Annotated in this window: 12 protein-coding genes; 3 read left to right on the top strand and 9 right to left on the bottom strand. The window is 40.8% G+C overall.

Going from position 1 to position 18,009, the window contains the following annotated elements; genetic code table 11:
- Positions 1-10: 10 nt before the first annotated feature.
- Both pstA and NQT69_RS15530 read right to left on the bottom strand, forming a co-directional pair.
- On the bottom strand, positions 11-1,660 hold the full coding sequence (gene pstA / locus NQT69_RS15535) for a phosphate ABC transporter permease PstA (RefSeq protein WP_256828599.1): 1,650 nt from the start codon (positions 1,658-1,660) through the stop codon (positions 11-13).
- A 15-nt stretch (positions 1,661-1,675) separates the two neighbouring features.
- Positions 1,676-3,910 carry an ABC transporter permease subunit gene (locus NQT69_RS15530; RefSeq protein WP_256828598.1) on the bottom strand — a complete coding sequence of 745 codons (2,235 nt, stop codon included), beginning with the start codon at positions 3,908-3,910 and terminating at the stop codon, positions 1,676-1,678.
- Positions 3,911-4,287: 377 nt separating this feature from the next.
- On the opposite strand from NQT69_RS15530, the gene NQT69_RS15525 reads away from it, so the two are divergent.
- From NQT69_RS15525 to NQT69_RS15515, 3 genes are all read left to right on the top strand, one after another.
- Complete coding sequence (locus NQT69_RS15525) at positions 4,288-4,794, top strand: glycine cleavage system protein R (protein ID WP_256828597.1); 507 nt, start codon at positions 4,288-4,290, stop codon at positions 4,792-4,794.
- 115 nt (positions 4,795-4,909) lie between these two features.
- Positions 4,910-6,997 carry a polyphosphate kinase 1 gene (ppk1, locus tag NQT69_RS15520; RefSeq protein WP_256828596.1) on the top strand — a complete coding sequence of 696 codons (2,088 nt, stop codon included), beginning with the start codon at positions 4,910-4,912 and terminating at the stop codon, positions 6,995-6,997.
- Positions 6,990-8,477, top strand: coding sequence for a Ppx/GppA phosphatase family protein (locus tag NQT69_RS15515; RefSeq protein WP_256828595.1), 1,488 nt, complete (start codon positions 6,990-6,992; stop codon positions 8,475-8,477). Before ppk1 ends, NQT69_RS15515 begins: the two co-directional genes overlap by 8 nt.
- A 58-nt stretch (positions 8,478-8,535) precedes the next feature.
- Here NQT69_RS15515 and NQT69_RS15510 read toward each other — a convergent pair whose 3' ends face one another.
- The 7 genes from NQT69_RS15510 to NQT69_RS15480 all read right to left on the bottom strand — a co-directional run bounded on the left by NQT69_RS15510 (position 8,536) and on the right by NQT69_RS15480 (position 17,867).
- Entirely contained in the window at positions 8,536-8,991 is a 456-nt protein-coding gene (locus NQT69_RS15510) for a hypothetical protein (protein ID WP_256828594.1), read from the bottom strand.
- Positions 8,992-9,140: 149 nt separating this feature from the next.
- Complete coding sequence (locus NQT69_RS15505; protein WP_256828593.1) at positions 9,141-12,263, bottom strand: efflux RND transporter permease subunit; 3,123 nt, start codon at positions 12,261-12,263, stop codon at positions 9,141-9,143.
- Positions 12,264-12,271: 8 nt separating this feature from the next.
- On the bottom strand, positions 12,272-13,999 hold the full coding sequence (locus NQT69_RS15500) for an efflux RND transporter periplasmic adaptor subunit (RefSeq protein WP_256828592.1): 1,728 nt from the start codon (positions 13,997-13,999) through the stop codon (positions 12,272-12,274).
- On the bottom strand, positions 13,989-15,314 hold the full coding sequence (locus NQT69_RS15495; protein WP_256828591.1) for a TolC family protein: 1,326 nt from the start codon (positions 15,312-15,314) through the stop codon (positions 13,989-13,991). The genes NQT69_RS15500 and NQT69_RS15495 overlap by 11 nt, the downstream gene beginning before the upstream one ends.
- 97 nt (positions 15,315-15,411) lie before the next feature.
- Positions 15,412-15,780 (bottom strand): hypothetical protein, encoded by a 369-nt coding sequence (locus NQT69_RS15490; RefSeq protein ID WP_256828590.1) that lies wholly within the window; start codon positions 15,778-15,780, stop codon positions 15,412-15,414.
- A gap of 154 nt (positions 15,781-15,934) precedes the next feature.
- Positions 15,935-16,543: a paraquat-inducible protein A gene (locus NQT69_RS15485; RefSeq protein ID WP_256828589.1), complete on the bottom strand. Its 609-nt coding sequence runs from the start codon at positions 16,541-16,543 to the stop codon at positions 15,935-15,937.
- Positions 16,544-16,592: 49 nt separating this feature from the next.
- A complete protein-coding gene (locus NQT69_RS15480) occupies positions 16,593-17,867 on the bottom strand; it encodes an EAL and HDOD domain-containing protein (RefSeq protein WP_256828588.1) in 1,275 nt (424 codons plus the stop codon).
- Between the last annotated feature and the right edge of the window lie 142 nt (positions 17,868-18,009).

Below are 18,009 nucleotides of genomic sequence, written 5' to 3'. Positions count from 1 at the left end.
CCTTTACTAATTAATGCTCAAGCGATCTGTATTTTTCACGTAAATGATTACGTATGCCGATTGCTGTGATATTCAATGTAATAATCACCGATACTAACAAGAATGCCGTGGCATATACTAGCGGACGGGCCGCTTCTACGTTAGGGCTTTGGAAGCCTACGTCATATATATGAAAACCTAAGTGCATAAACTTTCTATCTAAGTGAAAATATGGGAAGTTTCCATCAAGCGGTAATGTAGGTGCCATTTTTACTACACCTACCAACATTAATGGTGCTACTTCACCCGCTGCGCGAGCAACGGCTAATATTAAACCTGTCATGATGGCTGGGCTTGCCATTGGCACTATGATACGCCACAGTGTTTCGGCCTTTGTGGCCCCAAGAGCTAACGAACCATGACGAACGGTACTTGGAATACGTGATAAACCTTCTTCAGTAGAAACGATAACCACTGGCAGCGTTAAAATAGCCAAGGTTAATGCAGACCACATCACACCAGGGGTACCAAATACAGGGCTTGGCGCCGCTTCAGGGTAGAACAATTGGTCTAAACTACCACCGAGCATGTAAACAAAGAAACCTAAACCAAATACACCATACACGATAGAAGGAACACCAGCTAAGTTGATTACGGCGATTCGGATCATTTTTGTGACGGCATTTTTAGACGCATATTCATGAAGATAAATTGCGGCAACAACACCAAATGGAGTCACAATCACCGCCATCAGCATAACCATAAATACGGTACCAAAGATTGCCGGGAACACCCCACCTTCGGTATTCGCTTCACGCGGGTCATCGGCAACAAATTTGCCTAACTGCACAAAGTAATGGCCTAGTTTCGAGAAGAAGCCCATTTGGTTTGGCTGCCAAAAATCCAATACTTGATAAAGCGGAAGCGTCACCACTTCACCACGCATGTCTTTAACCATCACTTGGTCACGTTTTGCTTTATCACGTAAAGCAAACAACTGTTTTTCATATACTAAATATTCAGCTCTAAGCTCTGCTCGTCTTTGTGCCAACTCTGCAACACGTTCATCAGTTAGTGCATCATCGAGTAAATAAGCTTTCTCTTGTAGGCGCAAACGCTCCAGCTCATAGTTAATATGACCAATGTCACCGTTTTGTAAGTCTAGCGCTTCTTCGTTTAACTCAACGGCACGCTCTACAAGCTCTTCTAAAAGTTCTGTTTTATTTTCAGTGATGACTTGCCCGTCTTTAATCACCTGTTCAACATAACCATAGAAGTTACCATTTTTACTACGCTCAAAAACGGCTAAATCTTCAGGCATTGATTTTGATTTAATGTCAGTTTCTAAAACCCAACGGAAATCCAAATCAACATATTCACGGTTACCTGTTTTGATCAGTAAACGTTCTAGGTGTTCTTTATCAAAACCAGTTAGATCAATACCCATTGCTTCTAAACGCGTTTTAGGCACCATTTCTCTATCGTAAATTTCACCGATAACAGTTTGCTTTGCAACTGAGCCATCTAGCTCAAACTGTACGACTTCTGACGGCCAGAAAAAGCTCAAGCCTTTCCAAGCAATCATAGCTAACAATCCTAGTACGGATATTAAGCTGATACTTACTGCACCACCTGTCATCCATATCCAAGGAGAACCTGACTTAAACCACTGCTTTACCATGTCGTGTTTCTCCACTTACATTGAGCTATATTTATCACGCAGCTGCTGACGAACAAACTCAGCCACTGTGTTGAAAATAAATGTGAATATGAATAATACAAATGCTGCTAAGAAGAGTATTCGATAGTGAGAGCTGCCCACTTCCGACTCAGGCATTTCTACTGCTATATTAGCGGCTAAAGTACGCATACCTTGGAAAATACTCCAATCCATAATCGGCGTGTTACCCGTTGCCATAAGTACAATCATGGTTTCACCTACCGCACGACCTAAGCCCATCATCACGGCAGAGAAAATACCAGGACTTGCCGTTAGTAGCACAACGCTTACTAAGGTTTGCCATTGCGTTGCACCAAGAGCCAAAGAACCATTGGAAAGATGTTTTGGCACGCTAAATACCGCATCTTCTGCGATAGAGAAAATAGTTGGGATAACCGCAAAGCCCATCGCAATACCCACAACCAATGAGTTACGTTGGTCGAACGTCATGCCAAGCTCGTTGGTCAGGTATTGACGTACATTGCCATCAAACATCCACAGCTCGATTGCACCGCTCATGGCAAAAGCTAACCAACCAATAAACAACACCACAGGGATCAACAAAATAGAATGTGAGCCTTCAGGAATGCGATGGCGTATATTTGCTGGTAATTTAGTCCATGCAAACGCAGTCGCTAAAATTCCTAGTGGTAGCATAAATAGCAAACCGACAATCGCGGGTAAATGCTCTTCAATTAATGGTGCAAGCCATAAACCTGCTAAGAAACCAAGGATTACCGTTGGTAAAGCTTCCATAATTTCAACAGTTGGCTTAACCACTTTACGCAACTCACTAGACATAAAGTAAGCGGTGTAAATGGCTGCTGATAAAGCAATTGGCACTGCAAATAGCATTGCGTACATCGCTGCTTTAATCGTACCAAATGAAATCGGCACTAATGAGAATTTTGATTCAAAGTCATCACTGGCTGATGTTGACTGCCAAATATAACCAGGCTCAGGATAACCTTCGTACCATACTTCTTGCCAAAGTGCTGACCAAGTAACTTCAGGGTGCTCGTTTTCAATCTCAAGCACTGTTAATTTGTCATCAGCAATAATTAACGCGGCATTTGAACGTGGTGAAATTGCAAAGTTTTCAATTGGGCCATCACTGACTTTACCTTGCCATAGCTTTGCTTCACTCGTGGTGTAATACACACCTAACTCGCCATTAGCGCTAGTGGTGAAAAACGTACGACGATAAAACTCAGTAAAAACATCCAATTTGTTCTGTTTTGATGTCTCAAATGAGCGAATTTTTTGATACTCGCGACCAGTATCGGTGTTAACTTCAAACCATTGTGAAACTTCGCCATTATCATTAGCCAGCATCAATGAGTTTGCACCCGCAAGTAATGTAGCTGATACTAAGTTGGCATTTTCTTCGTTTGCCGCCAGTACTTGAATTAATTCAACTTCGCTTGGGTAGCGAGTATCATAAATATAAATTTGATTCACAGTTCGAACAAATGTACGAGTGGTGTCTGGTGACATCAACAACTGATCTACACGCCCTTCGATATCTAATTCCGTGCGTTCAACCTGCCATTCTACTTCACCTGTAAACATGTTTTCTTCGGCAACAAAACTACTAAACATAACGCGTTTATCAGCCGTTTGGGCAACCACTGCGGTTTTTTCTTCATAGTGGCTAAAAGCAAATTGCGTAAGCGCTGCGCCTTGATCATCAACAATTAATGACATTTCACCCAGCGGATAATCTAAACGCGGTTTTAATTGTCGCGTGTTATTTGGAAAGGTCACTAAAAATTTCGGTGCGACAATGTTAACTGCGCCGTTTTCTAATCCGTATGCATACATGCCTTGAAACGGTGCACTGCTAGCAAAGCTGGTTACATCAGCCTCTAGCGACACATTAAGCGTTTCTAGCTTATCGCCAAACGTTGCTTTTTCTACACTGTAAAAGTCCACATTACCTTGCTTAGAAAGTAAAAAAGCGACTTCTGTTTGCTCTTCCACACCCAAGCCGACGACTTGCTCTGTATTGTTTAGAGCAAAGCTATTTCTTGTTTCTACTTTAGCTGATTCGAAAATAGGTTGGACAACATATAACAGGTAAAAGAATATTAATAACAAAGCTATCAATACCATTATACCGCCAGCAGTAATGCTAAATTGGGCAAACCGGTCTTTAAATAGACGGCTTCTATCCGTATTAAAAGACGGCTTATTCGGATTGGAAGTCATCGAAACACCTTTAAAACTTAACGTAGGGTGATTATATTTCACCAAGATGACAGTAATGTTACAAACGTCATAATAGTGATGTTTTGTTTTTACTATTGCTACAGCCAAGCGACAGCATTAATTTTTAAATAACGTCTTCAATAACTTGAGAAAAATTCAACTTTAGTTTTTCTATTAGTTTACAAATATTTATCTAATACAGGTAAAATCCTTGCTCACTATTTAAGCTTAACTATTGAACCAAAAGTAAAAAAATTGGACAAACCCAATAACTGAGTCAATACTCAATCTGACTTTTAAGTATAATAATCATTCAACTATTTATATTATGCCGATGCATTCTACCTTTTATAACGGCACTTTTTAGGAACCTACTTATGAAGCAATTAGTTATCACCATTTTGGGTCAGGACCGACCAGGTCTAGTCGAGGATATCTCATCAGCTGTTTTAAACCATCATGGTAATTGGTTAACAAGTAATTTAAGCCACCTTGCAGGCCACTTTGCGGGGATCCTTGAAATCACAGTGCCTGAGGAGCATTTACAAGAGTTGCAAGATGCTCTCTACGCACTATCAAAGCTCGAAGTGCGAATTGAAACCGGTGTTGAGTCTTTAGCTGACAACCCGGCCGAAAAACTTAACTTTGTGATCACCGGAAATGACCGCCCAGGTATAGTACAAGAACTTGCAGGCGTAATAAGGCACAAAGGAGCTAATATCACTCATTTAAACTCTAAACAGCAAAGCGCACCTAATTGGGGAGTGCCTATTTTTAGCGCTGTTGCAACCGTAGAGTTACCAGCAGGAATGAATAAAGATGAAGTGGTTAGCTCACTAGAAGCGATCACTGCCGACTTAATTGTAGACATTGAAGATGCCTAAGATCTAAAAGCCAAAACCTCACCATGGCAAGCATGTAATAAAAATGACATGTTTGTCATGTTTATGTCATCTTTTTGTTCTATCTTTTATATAGCAATAAATAAAGGAATAGAACATGAATGCTTGCACTGACTTGCCGCAAACCATTAATTACTTTGCCCCCGAACTAAGTTGGCTTTCATTTAACGACCGCGTCCTGCAAGAAGCAAAAGATAAGAATAACCCAATTATTGAGCGAATGCGCTTTCTGGGAATTTTTTCTAACAATTTAGATGAGTTTTTTAGAGTTCGTGTTGCTGATGTAAAACGCCGCATTTTACTCAATAAATTGCCTGATACTAACTTTGACGAAGACGAAATTTTACTGACGCAGATTCAGCAAAAAGTTTTGCAACTAGGTAAAAAGTTTAATCAAATCCATCAGCAAATCCTTGAAGATTTAACTGAGCACAATATTCATGTGAGCCGCCCTGAAGAGCTAACTGAATTTCATATCAATTGGTTAAGAACATTTTTCTTCGATAAGGTATTACAGCATATCGCGCCTATCATGCTGAACGAAAGTAAAGATTACTCTGACCATATCAACGATACAATGACTTATTTGTTTGTCGAAATGCTCGGTGATAAAAGTCATTATGCTATGTTGGAAGTACCCACTGATCGAGTGCCGCGATTTGTTATTTTACCCCCAGAAAAAACACGCAGGCATAAAACTATTGTTTTGCTTGATGACATTATTTTGTTTTTTATCCGCGACGTGTTCAGTAGCTTTTTTAGTTTTAACGAAATTCAAGCTCATGCGATAAAACTGACCCGTGACGCTGAATACAACCTTGATGACGAACTTGAAGAAGGCATTTTGGATAAAATGTCAAAAGGTCTAAAACAACGCATATACGCTGAGCCTGTGCGACTGGTTTATGATCAAACAATGCCAGATTCAATGCTCAAAGTGATGAAAAAGCGTTTAGGTGTTACCCACCATGATGCCTTGATCCCTGGCGGTCGCTACCGCAATTTCCGCGACTTTATTGGCTTTCCCAATATTGGCCGACAATATCTTGAGAATAAAAAGCTACCGGCGTTACAAAGCAGTGCTTTTAATAATCATGCCAGTGTATTTGATGCAATCACTCAGCAAGATATTTTACTTTACTATCCATATCATACATTTAATCACCTGCTTGAATATGTTCGCCAAGCGGCGTTTGACCCTAAAGTCACGCAAATAAAAGTAAACATCTACCGAGTTGCAAGTAAATCACGGTTAATCTCAGCATTAATAAACGCGGCGAAAAACGGCAAAAAAATCACCGTTATGGTAGAGCTAAAAGCTCGTTTTGATGAACAAAATAATATTGAATGGGCCAAGGTACTCAGCGCCGCGGGGATCAAAGTTATTTTTGGTATTCCGGCATTAAAAGTACACAGTAAGCTATGTATTATTCACCGACGTGAAAAAGGCCAAATAGTCAAATACGCGCATATTGGCACTGGCAACTTTCATGAGAAAACAGCAAAAATATACACAGATTTCAGCTTGTTTACCAAGCACACAGGGATTTGTGATGAGAGTGACAACGTATTTAAGTTTATAGAAAGTAGTTACAAGCCTTTTGTATTTGATCATTTAATGATTTCACCTGTTAATGCGCGTGAGGTACTTAAAAACTTAATCAATCAAGAGATTACCCATGTCGAAAATGGTCACAGTGGAAAAATCACCGTTAAGATAAATAACCTGGTGGATAAAGAGCTGGTTGATTGCTTGTACCTAGCCGCGAGAAAAGGTGTTAAAATACGTATTATTGTCCGGGGCATGTGCTCTTTGGTTCCGGGTTTGAGCAATTTCAGTGATAACATTCGTGTGATAAGTATTGTTGACCGCTTTTTAGAGCACCCTAGGGTGATGATATTTGGCAATAACGGCGAAGAAAAAGTGTATATTTCATCAGCTGATTGGATGACTCGTAACTTAGACCATCGAGTTGAAGTAGGTGTACCGATTTACGACGAAAAACTGAAACAACTCATTATTGATATAATTGAGCTACAATTTAAAGACCGCACTAAAGCCCGAATAATTGATAGCGAACAAAAGAACAATTACGTTAAACGTGGTAATCGTAAAAAAATACGTTCGCAAATAGCGATTTATGATCACCTCAAAAAATGGGAACATAACTATAACAATGAATGATTATCCTTCAATTGCTGCCGTTGATTTAGGCTCAAATAGTTTTCACTTAGTGGTAGCAAGAGAAGTGGATGGCTCTTTGCAAATTCTTCATAAGGAAAAGCAACGAGTATATCTAGCTGATGGCTTAGATGAAAAATACCAACTAAGCCAAGCGGCGATAGACCGTGCACTGGCAGTATTAAAACAATTTGCCACTACTTTGCAGGACTTCCCTGAGAGTAATGTCAAAATTGCAGCAACTTATACTCTCAGGCGCGCAAAAAACATTAACTCGTTCTTAACTCAAGCGAGCAAAGTGTTTCCATACCATATTGATGTTATATCAGGCCAAGAAGAAGCCCGCTTAATCTATCAAGGTGTTGCCCATTATATTCATCATGATGAAAACCGTTTGGTTATTGACATCGGTGGTGGTAGTACTGAACTTATCATTGGCAAAAACTTTAAGCATAAATTGCTCGCCAGCCGCAATATGGGATGTGTGAGTTATACCAAACAATTTTTTGCTGATGGAATTATTAGTGAGAAACGCTTTAAGAAAGCCCAGATCAAAGCTGAGCAAGAACTTGAAATTATCTATGCTAATTACATAAATGTCGGTTGGGGCTCAGTGGTGGGCACATCGGGCACGATCAAGTCTATTTTAGCAATAATAAACGCTAATGATCCGGAACAAAAAATCATTACCTTAGAGCGTTTAGAAGAGCTTAAAACTCAGTTTATAGCCGCTAAAACTATTGATAATTTGTTGATCACTGGCTTAAGCCCAGAACGGCAGGTCAGTATATGTGGCGGGTTAGCTATTTTAATTGCTATTTTCGAGTTATTTGCTATCGAAGAAATGGATTACAGCGACTACTCGCTTCGTGAAGGCTTACTCCATGAGATGCAACAAAAGTTAGCACTTAAAGATATTCGTACTAATACAATCACTAACTTAAGTGAAAGAAATGCCATAGATAAAGTACATGCTGGACGTGTCGCAAACACCGCTGACTGGCTCTTTGAACAAGTACAAAAAGAGTGGCAATTAGATTCTTTAGATAATCGCCAACTACTGGGTTGGGCTGCGCAATTACATGAAATTGGTTTAAGTATAAATTCATCAGGTTTACATAAGCACAGTGCTTACGTTGTACAAAACAGCCAACTACCCGGGTTTACGCAACAACAGCAAACCTTACTAAGCTGCATGATTCGCTTTTACCGCAAGAAAGTACGCTTAGAAGAGTTTCCTAATTTGCTTTCAATTCCGCATTTTAAAATTTTGCAGTTGGTTGTATTGCTTAGATTGGCTGTTTTATTAAACCAAAAAAGGCTGAACGATCAAAACCAAGATCTGGCTGTGACAGTCAGAGGCAATAGCATGTTGCTGCAATTTCCGGTTGACTGGCTAGAAGAGCAAACCTTGCTGCTTGCTGATTTACAGCAAGAACAAAGGTATCTGAAAAAGGTGGGGTTTTTAATCGACTTTGTATAGAGTCGATTTGTATAGATTAAGTTTGGATAGCGCTATGCTATCCAAACTCTTATAAAACCTACATATCCATATGACGGTTAGAGCTTTGCATCATTTGTTTAATACCTTGCTGCTCTAACTCCAACAGCTGTTGTAGCTTTTCTTTTCCATGCTCAGTTTCAGCACGCGCTAGTAAATATTCATATAGGTCGATCACCTTTTGGTGCTGACCTGATAAGTAAGCTTGAATAACCTGCTCATCTACCTGCTTATCTTTATTTAAATCATTAAAAGTCAGCAACTCAGGATTTTCAGCAAAGTATTCATAGCAATAGGTATCCAGTGTATTAATTTCTGTTATCGCTTTAAAACCAACAAGATCTTCCGCTAACTTTTTCTCGTAATTTAAATAGTACTCCACCAGCATTTGATTATGCTCATCAAGAATACCTTTAACGCTATAAAAATTTGCCGCCATTTGAGTGTGAAACAAAACGGTCCAATCGTAAACTTGTTGTATTGTTTTAACTTGCATGTGCATTCCTTATCTAACTAACGTTATTTGCTAGTACAATGCGCAATTCATGCCATAACAAAAGTTCTTTTAAATCATAAGGTAAAAGTTTTTAGGGGTAACTTGTAAGGCTCAAAGCAGTACAAGTTACACACCTCAAGTAAAAGTTACTAAGCTTTAATACCCCGCTTGCGCCATAACAAATACACTGCAGGTAACACGAGCAAGGTTAATACAATGGCGCTAAACATGCCGCCGACCATAGGCGCGGCGATGCGGCTCATTACTTCACTGCCAGTGCCTGTACCGTATAGCACAGGGAGTAAGCCAATAATAATGGTCGCGACTGTCATCATCACTGGGCGCACTCGAAGACCTGCGCCTTCGACTATAGCTTGCTTAAGATCTGTAAAGCTAAGCGTTGTCCCAGCTTGTTGTGCTTGCGTGCACTTTTCTTGATAGGCTTGGTTTAAATACACCAACATAATCACACCAATCTCAACGGCAACACCAGCTAACGCGATAAAACCAACACCTACGGCGACCGAGAAATTAAATCCTTCTAAATACATCAGCCAAACGCCACCAATCATCGCCAGCGGTAAGGTTGCCATGATTATGGCTACTTCTGTAAAGCTGCGAAAATTCAAATACAACAGCACGATAATAATCGCTAACGTGAGTGGTAACACGTAAGCAAGCTTTTCCTTAGCGCGCTCCATATATTCATATTGCCCTGCCCAGGTGATTGAATAACCTGCTGGCAAGAGTAAATTATCGTCTAAGACTTGCCGGGCATTGTCAACGTAGCTGCCGATATCAACACCATCAATATCAATAAAAATCCAGCCATTTAAACGGGCATTCTCACTTTTTATTCCCGGCGGGCCTGCTGCTATAAACACATCCGCAACGTCAGCAAGTGCTATGCGTTGGCCTGTTGCTGTAACAATAGGTAATAGTTCAAGCTGCTCTGGTGAATTTCGGTATTGTTGAGGGTAGCGTAAATTTACCGGGTAGCGCTCTTGTCCTTCAACCGTTTGCGTCACATTCATGCCACCAATTGCCGTTGCGACTACCTGTTGTACATCGGTAATATTTAAGCCGTAACGAGCTGCTTTATCACGGTTGATGTCGACTTTAATATATCGCCCGCCCGCGACTCGCTCAGAATAGACAGACGCCGTACCGGGTACATCTTGTAGTAGGGTTTCAATTTGCTGACCTATTTTTTCAATTTCATCAAGCTTAGGCCCGGCAACTTTGATACCTACAGGGGTTTTAATGCCAGTGGCTAACATATCAATTCGTGTTTTGATTGGCATCACCCAGGCATTGGTGAGACCTGGAAATGATACTAAGCCGTCGAGCTCTTTTTTCAATTTTTCTAACGTCATACCTTCGCGCCACTGCTCTTTAGGCTTGAGCTGAATAAAGGTTTCAATCATAGTCAATGGTGCCGGATCAGTGGCAGTTTCAGCTCGTCCAACCTTACCAAATACCGTAAGCACTTCAGGCACAGTGGCAATCAGTTTATCTGTTTGCTGCAATATTTCTCGTGCTTTACCTATAGATACCCCAGGATAAGTTGTTGGCATATACATCAAATCACCTTCATCTAAAGGGGGGATAAACTCACTGCCTATTTTATTTACAGGATAAAAACCAATAGCCGTGACAACGACAGCCACTACTATGGTTGCTTTAGGAAAGCGTAACACCAAGTGCAGCAATGGCTTGTAAGTAGCGACTAAGATTCTATTTACAGGGTTTTTCTGCTCTGAGATCACCTTACCACGAATAAAGTAACCCATTAATACTGGCACTAATGTAATGGCTAACCCTGCGGCTGCTGCCATGGCATAGGTTTTAGTAAATGCTAAGGGGGCAAACATGCGCCCTTCTTGTGCTTCTAAAATAAATACCGGCATAAAGCTCACAGTAATAATCAATAAGCTGAAAAATAACGCAGGTCCCACCTCAGAGGCAGCATCGCCCACCACTTGCCAACGGTTTTCTTTCGTTAACGGCGTTTTTTCCATATGCTTATGCATATTTTCAATCATCACAATTGCGCCATCAGTCATCGCGCCAATGGCAATCGCAATACCGCCGAGCGACATGATGTTGGCATTGATGCCTTGCCAATACATGATGATAAACGCCGTTAAAATTCCCAATGGTAACGTAATAATAGCCACTAATGACGAGCGAATATGAAACAAAAATACCATGCAGATCAATGCAACGACCACTAACTCTTCAAGCAATTTACTGGTTAAGTTATCAACTGCGTTTTTGATTAGGTTTGAACGATCATATACAGGCACAATTTCTACCCCATCAGGTAAGCCTTTTTTAAGTGACTCGAGCTTTTCTTTTACCCGCTCTATGGTTCTCTGTGCATTTTCACCATAGCGCATAACCACCACGCCACCAGCAACCTCTCCTTCGCCATTTAACTCAGCAACACCACGGCGCATTTGTGGCCCTAAACGAATCTCTGCGACATCACGTAATTGCAATGCAGTTCCGTTAGCATTTACACCCAAGGGGATAGCTTCAAGATCTTGCACACTTTGAATGTAGCCCGTGCTTGTTACCATGTACTCAGCTTCAGCCATCTCTATCACTGAGGCGCCCATTTCTTGGTTGCCTTGCTTAATAGCTGCCTGAATTAAATTCAAGGGAATCGAATAAGCGCGTAATTTATCGGGGTCAACATTAACCTGATACTGCTTCACCATCCCCCCCACAGAAGCAACTTCTGATACCCCTGATACCGCTTGCAATTCAAACTTTAAAAACCAATCTTGTAAACTTCGTAACTGGCTTATATCGTGTTGCCCTGTTTTATCCACCAAGGCATACAAGTAAACCCAGCCAACCCCTGTGGCATCAGGGCCTAATTCTGCGCTAGCGGTTTCTGGTAAGCGGCTTGCAACTTGACTTAGGTATTCTTGTACGCGACTTCGTGCCCAGTATAAGTCGGTGTTTTCATCAAAAATAACATATACATAAGAGTCACCAAAAAATGAGAACCCCCTTACGGTTTGTGCGCCAGGTACTGAAAGCATAGCGCTGGTCAACGGGAACGTAACCTGATCTTGCACAACTTGTGGTGCTTGCCCTGGGTATGAGGTTTTTACAATGACCTGCACATCGGATAGATCAGGAAGTGCATCAACGGGTGTGTTTTTTATTGCAAAAACACCGGCGCCAATGAGTACGGCTGTTAATAACAACACAAAAAAGCGGTTGCTAATCGACCATCTAATAATAGCTGAAATCATAGCGCCTCCTAATGCTGATGATGCATAACATCAGCATCGCTTTGGCTAGCTGTAATGTTGGTTATAGTGAACTCACCGTCAATTACCTTAAACGTAAATCGCACCTGTTGCCCTGCTTTTAACTCTGTAAGGTCTATGGCTGGCGCAAATGTAAAATCCATTGTTGCAGGTCCTCGATTCCACTTCTCGATTGCTTCTCGGCTAATATTAGCTATACGTTTTGAGGCATCAATATGGTTGATTTCACCGTCGACTGTTGCTGTGCTTGATTGATCTTCGAGTACGTGTACTGTCTCCATCACATGCACTGCCTCAATTATATAACCCCCTTGTTGCTGCTCACGTAGCTCAAAATGCAATGACGCAGAGGGTTTCAATAAATTAAAGTCAACGCTATCTGCAACAGTAAAATCCATAGTCATAGTTGGCCAATCAAGCTCAGCGATAGGTTCATGGCTGATATTCACCATTCTATGTTGTGCCATAACGCTGTTGATAACCCCCTTTCCCCATACAGCTTGAGTTGTTTCAGGCTGTTGCATGCGTTTAAAGTCAGAGCTTTTGCTGGATTCCGAGTCTAATAAGAATTGCGCAGAAATAACAACCTCATCATCAATGTTAATGCCACTTCGCACCACAACCCCTTGGTCATCACTGCGCCCAAGCTCCACCGCCACTGATTTGAACCGCCCCTCACCTAAGGCAACCACAACTCGATTTTGATTGGCTGTGCGGATCACCGCCTCCTTTGGCACAATTAATTGTTGTTTATCGGTTTTAGTATGAATATTAACTTGGGCAAACATATTCGGTTTTAATTGGTGATCTGCATTATCAAAACGCAAGCGTACTCTCAATGTACGGTTTTTAGCATCTAAAGTTGGGTAGATATAATCCACCTTCCCCACCCACTTTTGCCCAGATAAATAGTCAAGGGTCATGGTGACTGGTGAGTCTATCTCTATCAACTCAGCTTGGCGCTCGAATACTTCTGCTTCAACCCAAACTTCATCTAACTTGCCTATACTCATCATGGTTGTGCCAGGTTTTACATAGAAACCTTCGCGAACGTTTAATTCATCAACAACACCACTTTGACGGGCATAAAAAGTTACATTCTGCTTAATTTGCTTACTCGTCTGCAGCTTATTTATAAAGTCTTCAGACATATTAAGTGACTTTAAGCGCGCCTTTGCCGCACGGATCAGTACAGTGTTCTTGCGGTTAACTGCTAACACAAACTCTTCTTGTGCATTAACCAATTGTGGCGAATATAAAGTGTATAAAGGTGCTCCAAGCATTACACGCTCACCTGCGGCTTTAACAAATAACCTTTCAACCCACCCTTGTACACGAGGATGAATATGAACTAATTGGTCTTGGTTATACTGTACATAGCCCACAGTCTTAACTTCATTCTTTAAATGTTTTAACTGTGCTTTTGCGGTTCTAACACCGAGATTATTAACAACTGCAGGGGAAATAGTCACCGCTCCTGGGCCACCTTGTTGGTTTTCTTCATCTTGCTCATAGACTGGCACAAGATCCATGCCCATAGGCGATAAGCCGGGCTCATCACGGCGATAATTACTATCCATTGGCGCAACCCAATATAAAGGTTTTTTTTCTCTGCTATCGTTTTGAGCACTTTGTTCTATTGCTGAAAAAAGCACAGCTGAAGCACCTATCGCCGTACCTAATAACAATGCAATTACCAGCTTTAAATTAAAATTCATTATTTGCATCCTTAGTTTGCTCGCGCATAACATCGTTATCTAAGCCACTGCCATAGTAATTTAAACGAGCAACTATAATCTGTTGATCAACCTCGATATTTAAGGCATCTATTTTGGCATTAAGCTCACTAATTCGAGCTCGCATCACTTCTGAAAAGTTACCGTCATCACGGGTGTAGGCATTTAATGCCGCTTGTGCCTGCTCCGCCATTTGCGGCAACAATTGCTGAGCATATAACTTGGCCCGTTGTTGTAATCGCTCAAGCTGACTGACCTCTTTAAAATACAAGCCCTTTAACCTTTGTAGAGCGATTAACTTTTCTGTTTTAGCCGCTTCGGCCAATGAAATAGCAGCATTTACTTGTTGATCTTGCTTATTACTCGTAAATAAAGGTAAATCGATACTCAGTCCCACTGAAAACAAATCAGCACGAGATTCGCCATACGGTGTGTCATCACGATAGCCATAACCCATATTGATCCCTAACTGAGGTTTGTAACTTTGTTTCGCAATGCTGATCTGGGTTTGCTTAGCCGTTAATGTTTTCTCTATTGCGATAATTGCAGGATGCGTCAACAGTAATGTCATCAATTGCTCAAACTCAAGCTGTTGATAATCAGCTAATGGTTTTATAGTGAATTGTTCGCCACTTAATTGTTGAGAAAGCATGTCAATGGGTAGCCATTGAGTTAAGCGCTTTTTAGCACTTTCAAGTTGCTGTTCAAGCATAAACAGCTGATCTTCAAGCCTAGTAAGTTCAAGCTGAGCGCGAATAATATCTTGCTGACGAGTATTACCCACGGAGCTTGCATAACTTGCTTCAGTAATATCTATAAGCTGGCTAAACAACGCTTTATCTTGCTCTATTAACGCAATGCTTTGTTGGGCGCGAAAGGCATTTAACCAAGATTCAGTCACAATAGCTTTGACTTGAGCGAGCTTATCAGAGCGCAGCCAAAGGTATTGCTGTGCAGATTGCGCCAATGCTTGCTGTTGTAACGCTAAGCTATCCCCTCGACCAAAGGTTTGACTTACGCCAACTTTTAGCTGGGTCATCGCTTCTTGATCGAATGCAAACCCATTTGTTGGTAAATTCATTAGTCCAATAGTTAAAACCGGGTCAGGTAAAGTTCCCGCAGCTAAGCTTTGCGCTTCTTCTGCTGCTTGCTGATGCTTACTGGCCGTTAACCATGGTTCATTATCTAAGGCATAGGCAATGGTTTCTTTAAGATTAAGCTCATTGCTGTATACCGGTATCGCAGTAGTTAAAATTAATATAGAAATACTGACTTTGAAAATAGAAAAGTGATTCACACTGCTCTCCACTAAAAATTAAATATTTAAAAATTGAGAGGCAGAAATAGATGGTTTTAGCGATATATTCTAAAATTCAGACGCACCTATCCTGCAATTAAGCAGACATGGGCGGACGGTAGAGTGAACTGGCTATATAGGGCTGGTTTTGTAAGGTGTAAAGCTGTACTTTTTCTGACAGTGATAAAGCAGAAATAAATAAACCATCCATACCTAATGCTGAATGGGCTGAACATGCACTGACTAGGCAACTGCATTCTTGTTTAGCGCTAGCGCTATCATCGCAACAATCCATATCCATCATGTTAGCAGGCATAGTATGGTGCATTGCATTACTCATCTCACTACTTGAATGAACATGCCCACTATGTGGCATTTCACATGACATAGTTACAGACGCAACAGCTTGCCCCACTAATGTGAGTAACAAAATTATGGTCAAAAAACTAATGTGGATTCGTTGCAAAAAAATGCCTTTAAAATAAATATCAGCTATCAGCTATCAGCTATCAGCTATCAGCTATCAGCTATCAGCTATCAGCTATCAGCTATCAGCTATCAGCTATCAGCTATCAGCTATCAGCTAAAGTTTATTGTAACTTGCTTGGCAACACAAATAATTAATGATGCTTTGGCTCTATTTTAATAAGATTACTGGCGGCGATTGCAAATAAGCAGTAACCCGTAAAGAACCAGAAGCCGTTACCTAACTGGGCATGCATATTAATTAATTCACCCATTTGGCCATCGGCGTTTCCTGCCAAATAAGCAACAATTAATGCTATAACAAACACATCAACCATGCTCCACTTGCTTATGCGCTGTACAGTCAGACCAAGTAGTCGCTTAATATTATTCTCAGGTAAAAATAAATAAACCAATTGCAGTAGTAACTTTAAAGTGGGGATAACAATAGAGAATAACGCCACTAATGCGGCCACTATGTAATTTTTATTAGTAGCAAGTTCAGTAACTGTGCCCCAAATACTGCGAGTTTTTTTATAAGCACTAATTTCACCTTCAAGCTTATCTAGCCCTAACATACTTGACGCCATCGCCAATAGGTTACGCGTGTTACGATCCCCCTCATCAGCCAACATCTCAATACCCGTCTGAGCTAACTTAGACTTATCGATTTTACCTTCCAGTGTCAAAACAGGTTGGGTGACACCAGGGACAAGTAACGCCAGAGCAATTAAAATAGTGAATATGGGTAAAAGTAAGCGCATGCAGTATCTTCAGTGACCTAATAATTAATCACGCATCATACTGAAGTGACTATTCTTGTTCAATGATAGATGCTAATACTTCGTCGCCATACTGGCGGGCACTGAGCATAGCATTATAAACAATCTCAACTTCAGAAGCTGGGCGAATTGTTTCCAGCAGTTTTTCAGCCAAAGACCAGTTATCTTCTTCCACGCAGCGGGCTAGCTGTAAAGTAGCCCCCAACATACCATTAAAGCTCAAAAGAGCGCTGGAGAGTTCATCACCTAAACTAAACTCTTGGGCTATGGCGTCTAATTCCATATTTAAAATCGCGTCAAGTACCGACATTAAACCAACCAAGTAACCCTGCTCAGACATATCTTTGCCGCCAGGCTCTAACATAAGCTGCATAAAATGAGCTCGAATCAAGCCAAGCTTAGTCAGCTCAGTGGGTTTATCAACCCCGAGCTCACTTAAAGCGAGCACCCTGACAAACTGGCGAATTGCATCTTCACCAAGATAAATTACCGCTTGCGAAATAGAGGTAATTACCAAGTTCTGACTTTTTGAGCGAGCATTTACCAGTTTTAAAATACGTGCTGTTAAACCAACATCTTTTGCTACTCGTTGATGGACTTCATCAAAGTCTAAATCAGGGCGTGAAGTACACCGTAACAAGTCAAAAACAGCTAATTTAGAAGGTTCAACATTGTGGTAACTGAGCATTTCTGGGCGGGCAAAAAAGAACCCTTGGAAGTAGTCACAGCCTGCATTTTTTAGCATTAAAAACTGTTCATGGGTTTCAATCCGTTCAACTATAATTTTAACGTCTGGAAAGCGACGCTTAAGCTTTTTAAGCATCATATTTGTTTTGATCAGTGGCTCTTCAACTTCCAACTTAATATAGTCAACAAGCTCTAATAATGGCTCCCACTTTTCATCGCCATCATAATCATCAAGAGCAAAGCGGTAGCCGTCATTTTTTAATGCCTTAACACGCTTTGTTACTTTAGCTATGTTGTCAGTTCGCTCAACAATTTCTATCACTGCACTTCGTGGTTGTAACAGCTTAGGGAAATCTTCAAGTAAAGCATCGGTAGATAAATTAATAAACGCACATTGATTAGCTGCTAGTTTTTCAATGCCAATAAGCATCAGTGCATTAAAAAACAGCCGCCCAGTCGCTTGACCGTCAGTCGTCCCAACAGGAAATGTATTATTAGCCGAATCCCGGTATAAAAGCTCGTACGCGAAGACACCTTTTTCTGAATTAAAAATAGGTTGGCGAGCAATATACTGAGTAACTATCGTTGATACAATTTTTGTTGTTTTAGTTTCCGGCATTTTTATCCCTGCTAATAATGTTAGCCACACACAGCGACTAAATTATTATTCAATATGTCTTCAGTATAGTGAATTTTTTACAGCTTGCACCAACTTAAAAAGTTGCCAAAAATAAAAATATAAACAACACTCAAATGTAGAT

The organism is Pseudoalteromonas shioyasakiensis, assembly GCF_024518675.1.
Taxonomy (GTDB): domain Bacteria; phylum Pseudomonadota; class Gammaproteobacteria; order Enterobacterales; family Alteromonadaceae; genus Pseudoalteromonas; species Pseudoalteromonas shioyasakiensis_B.
The sequence above is the reverse complement of the archived record's forward strand: the minus strand, read 5'-3'. Positions and strand labels throughout refer to the sequence as shown.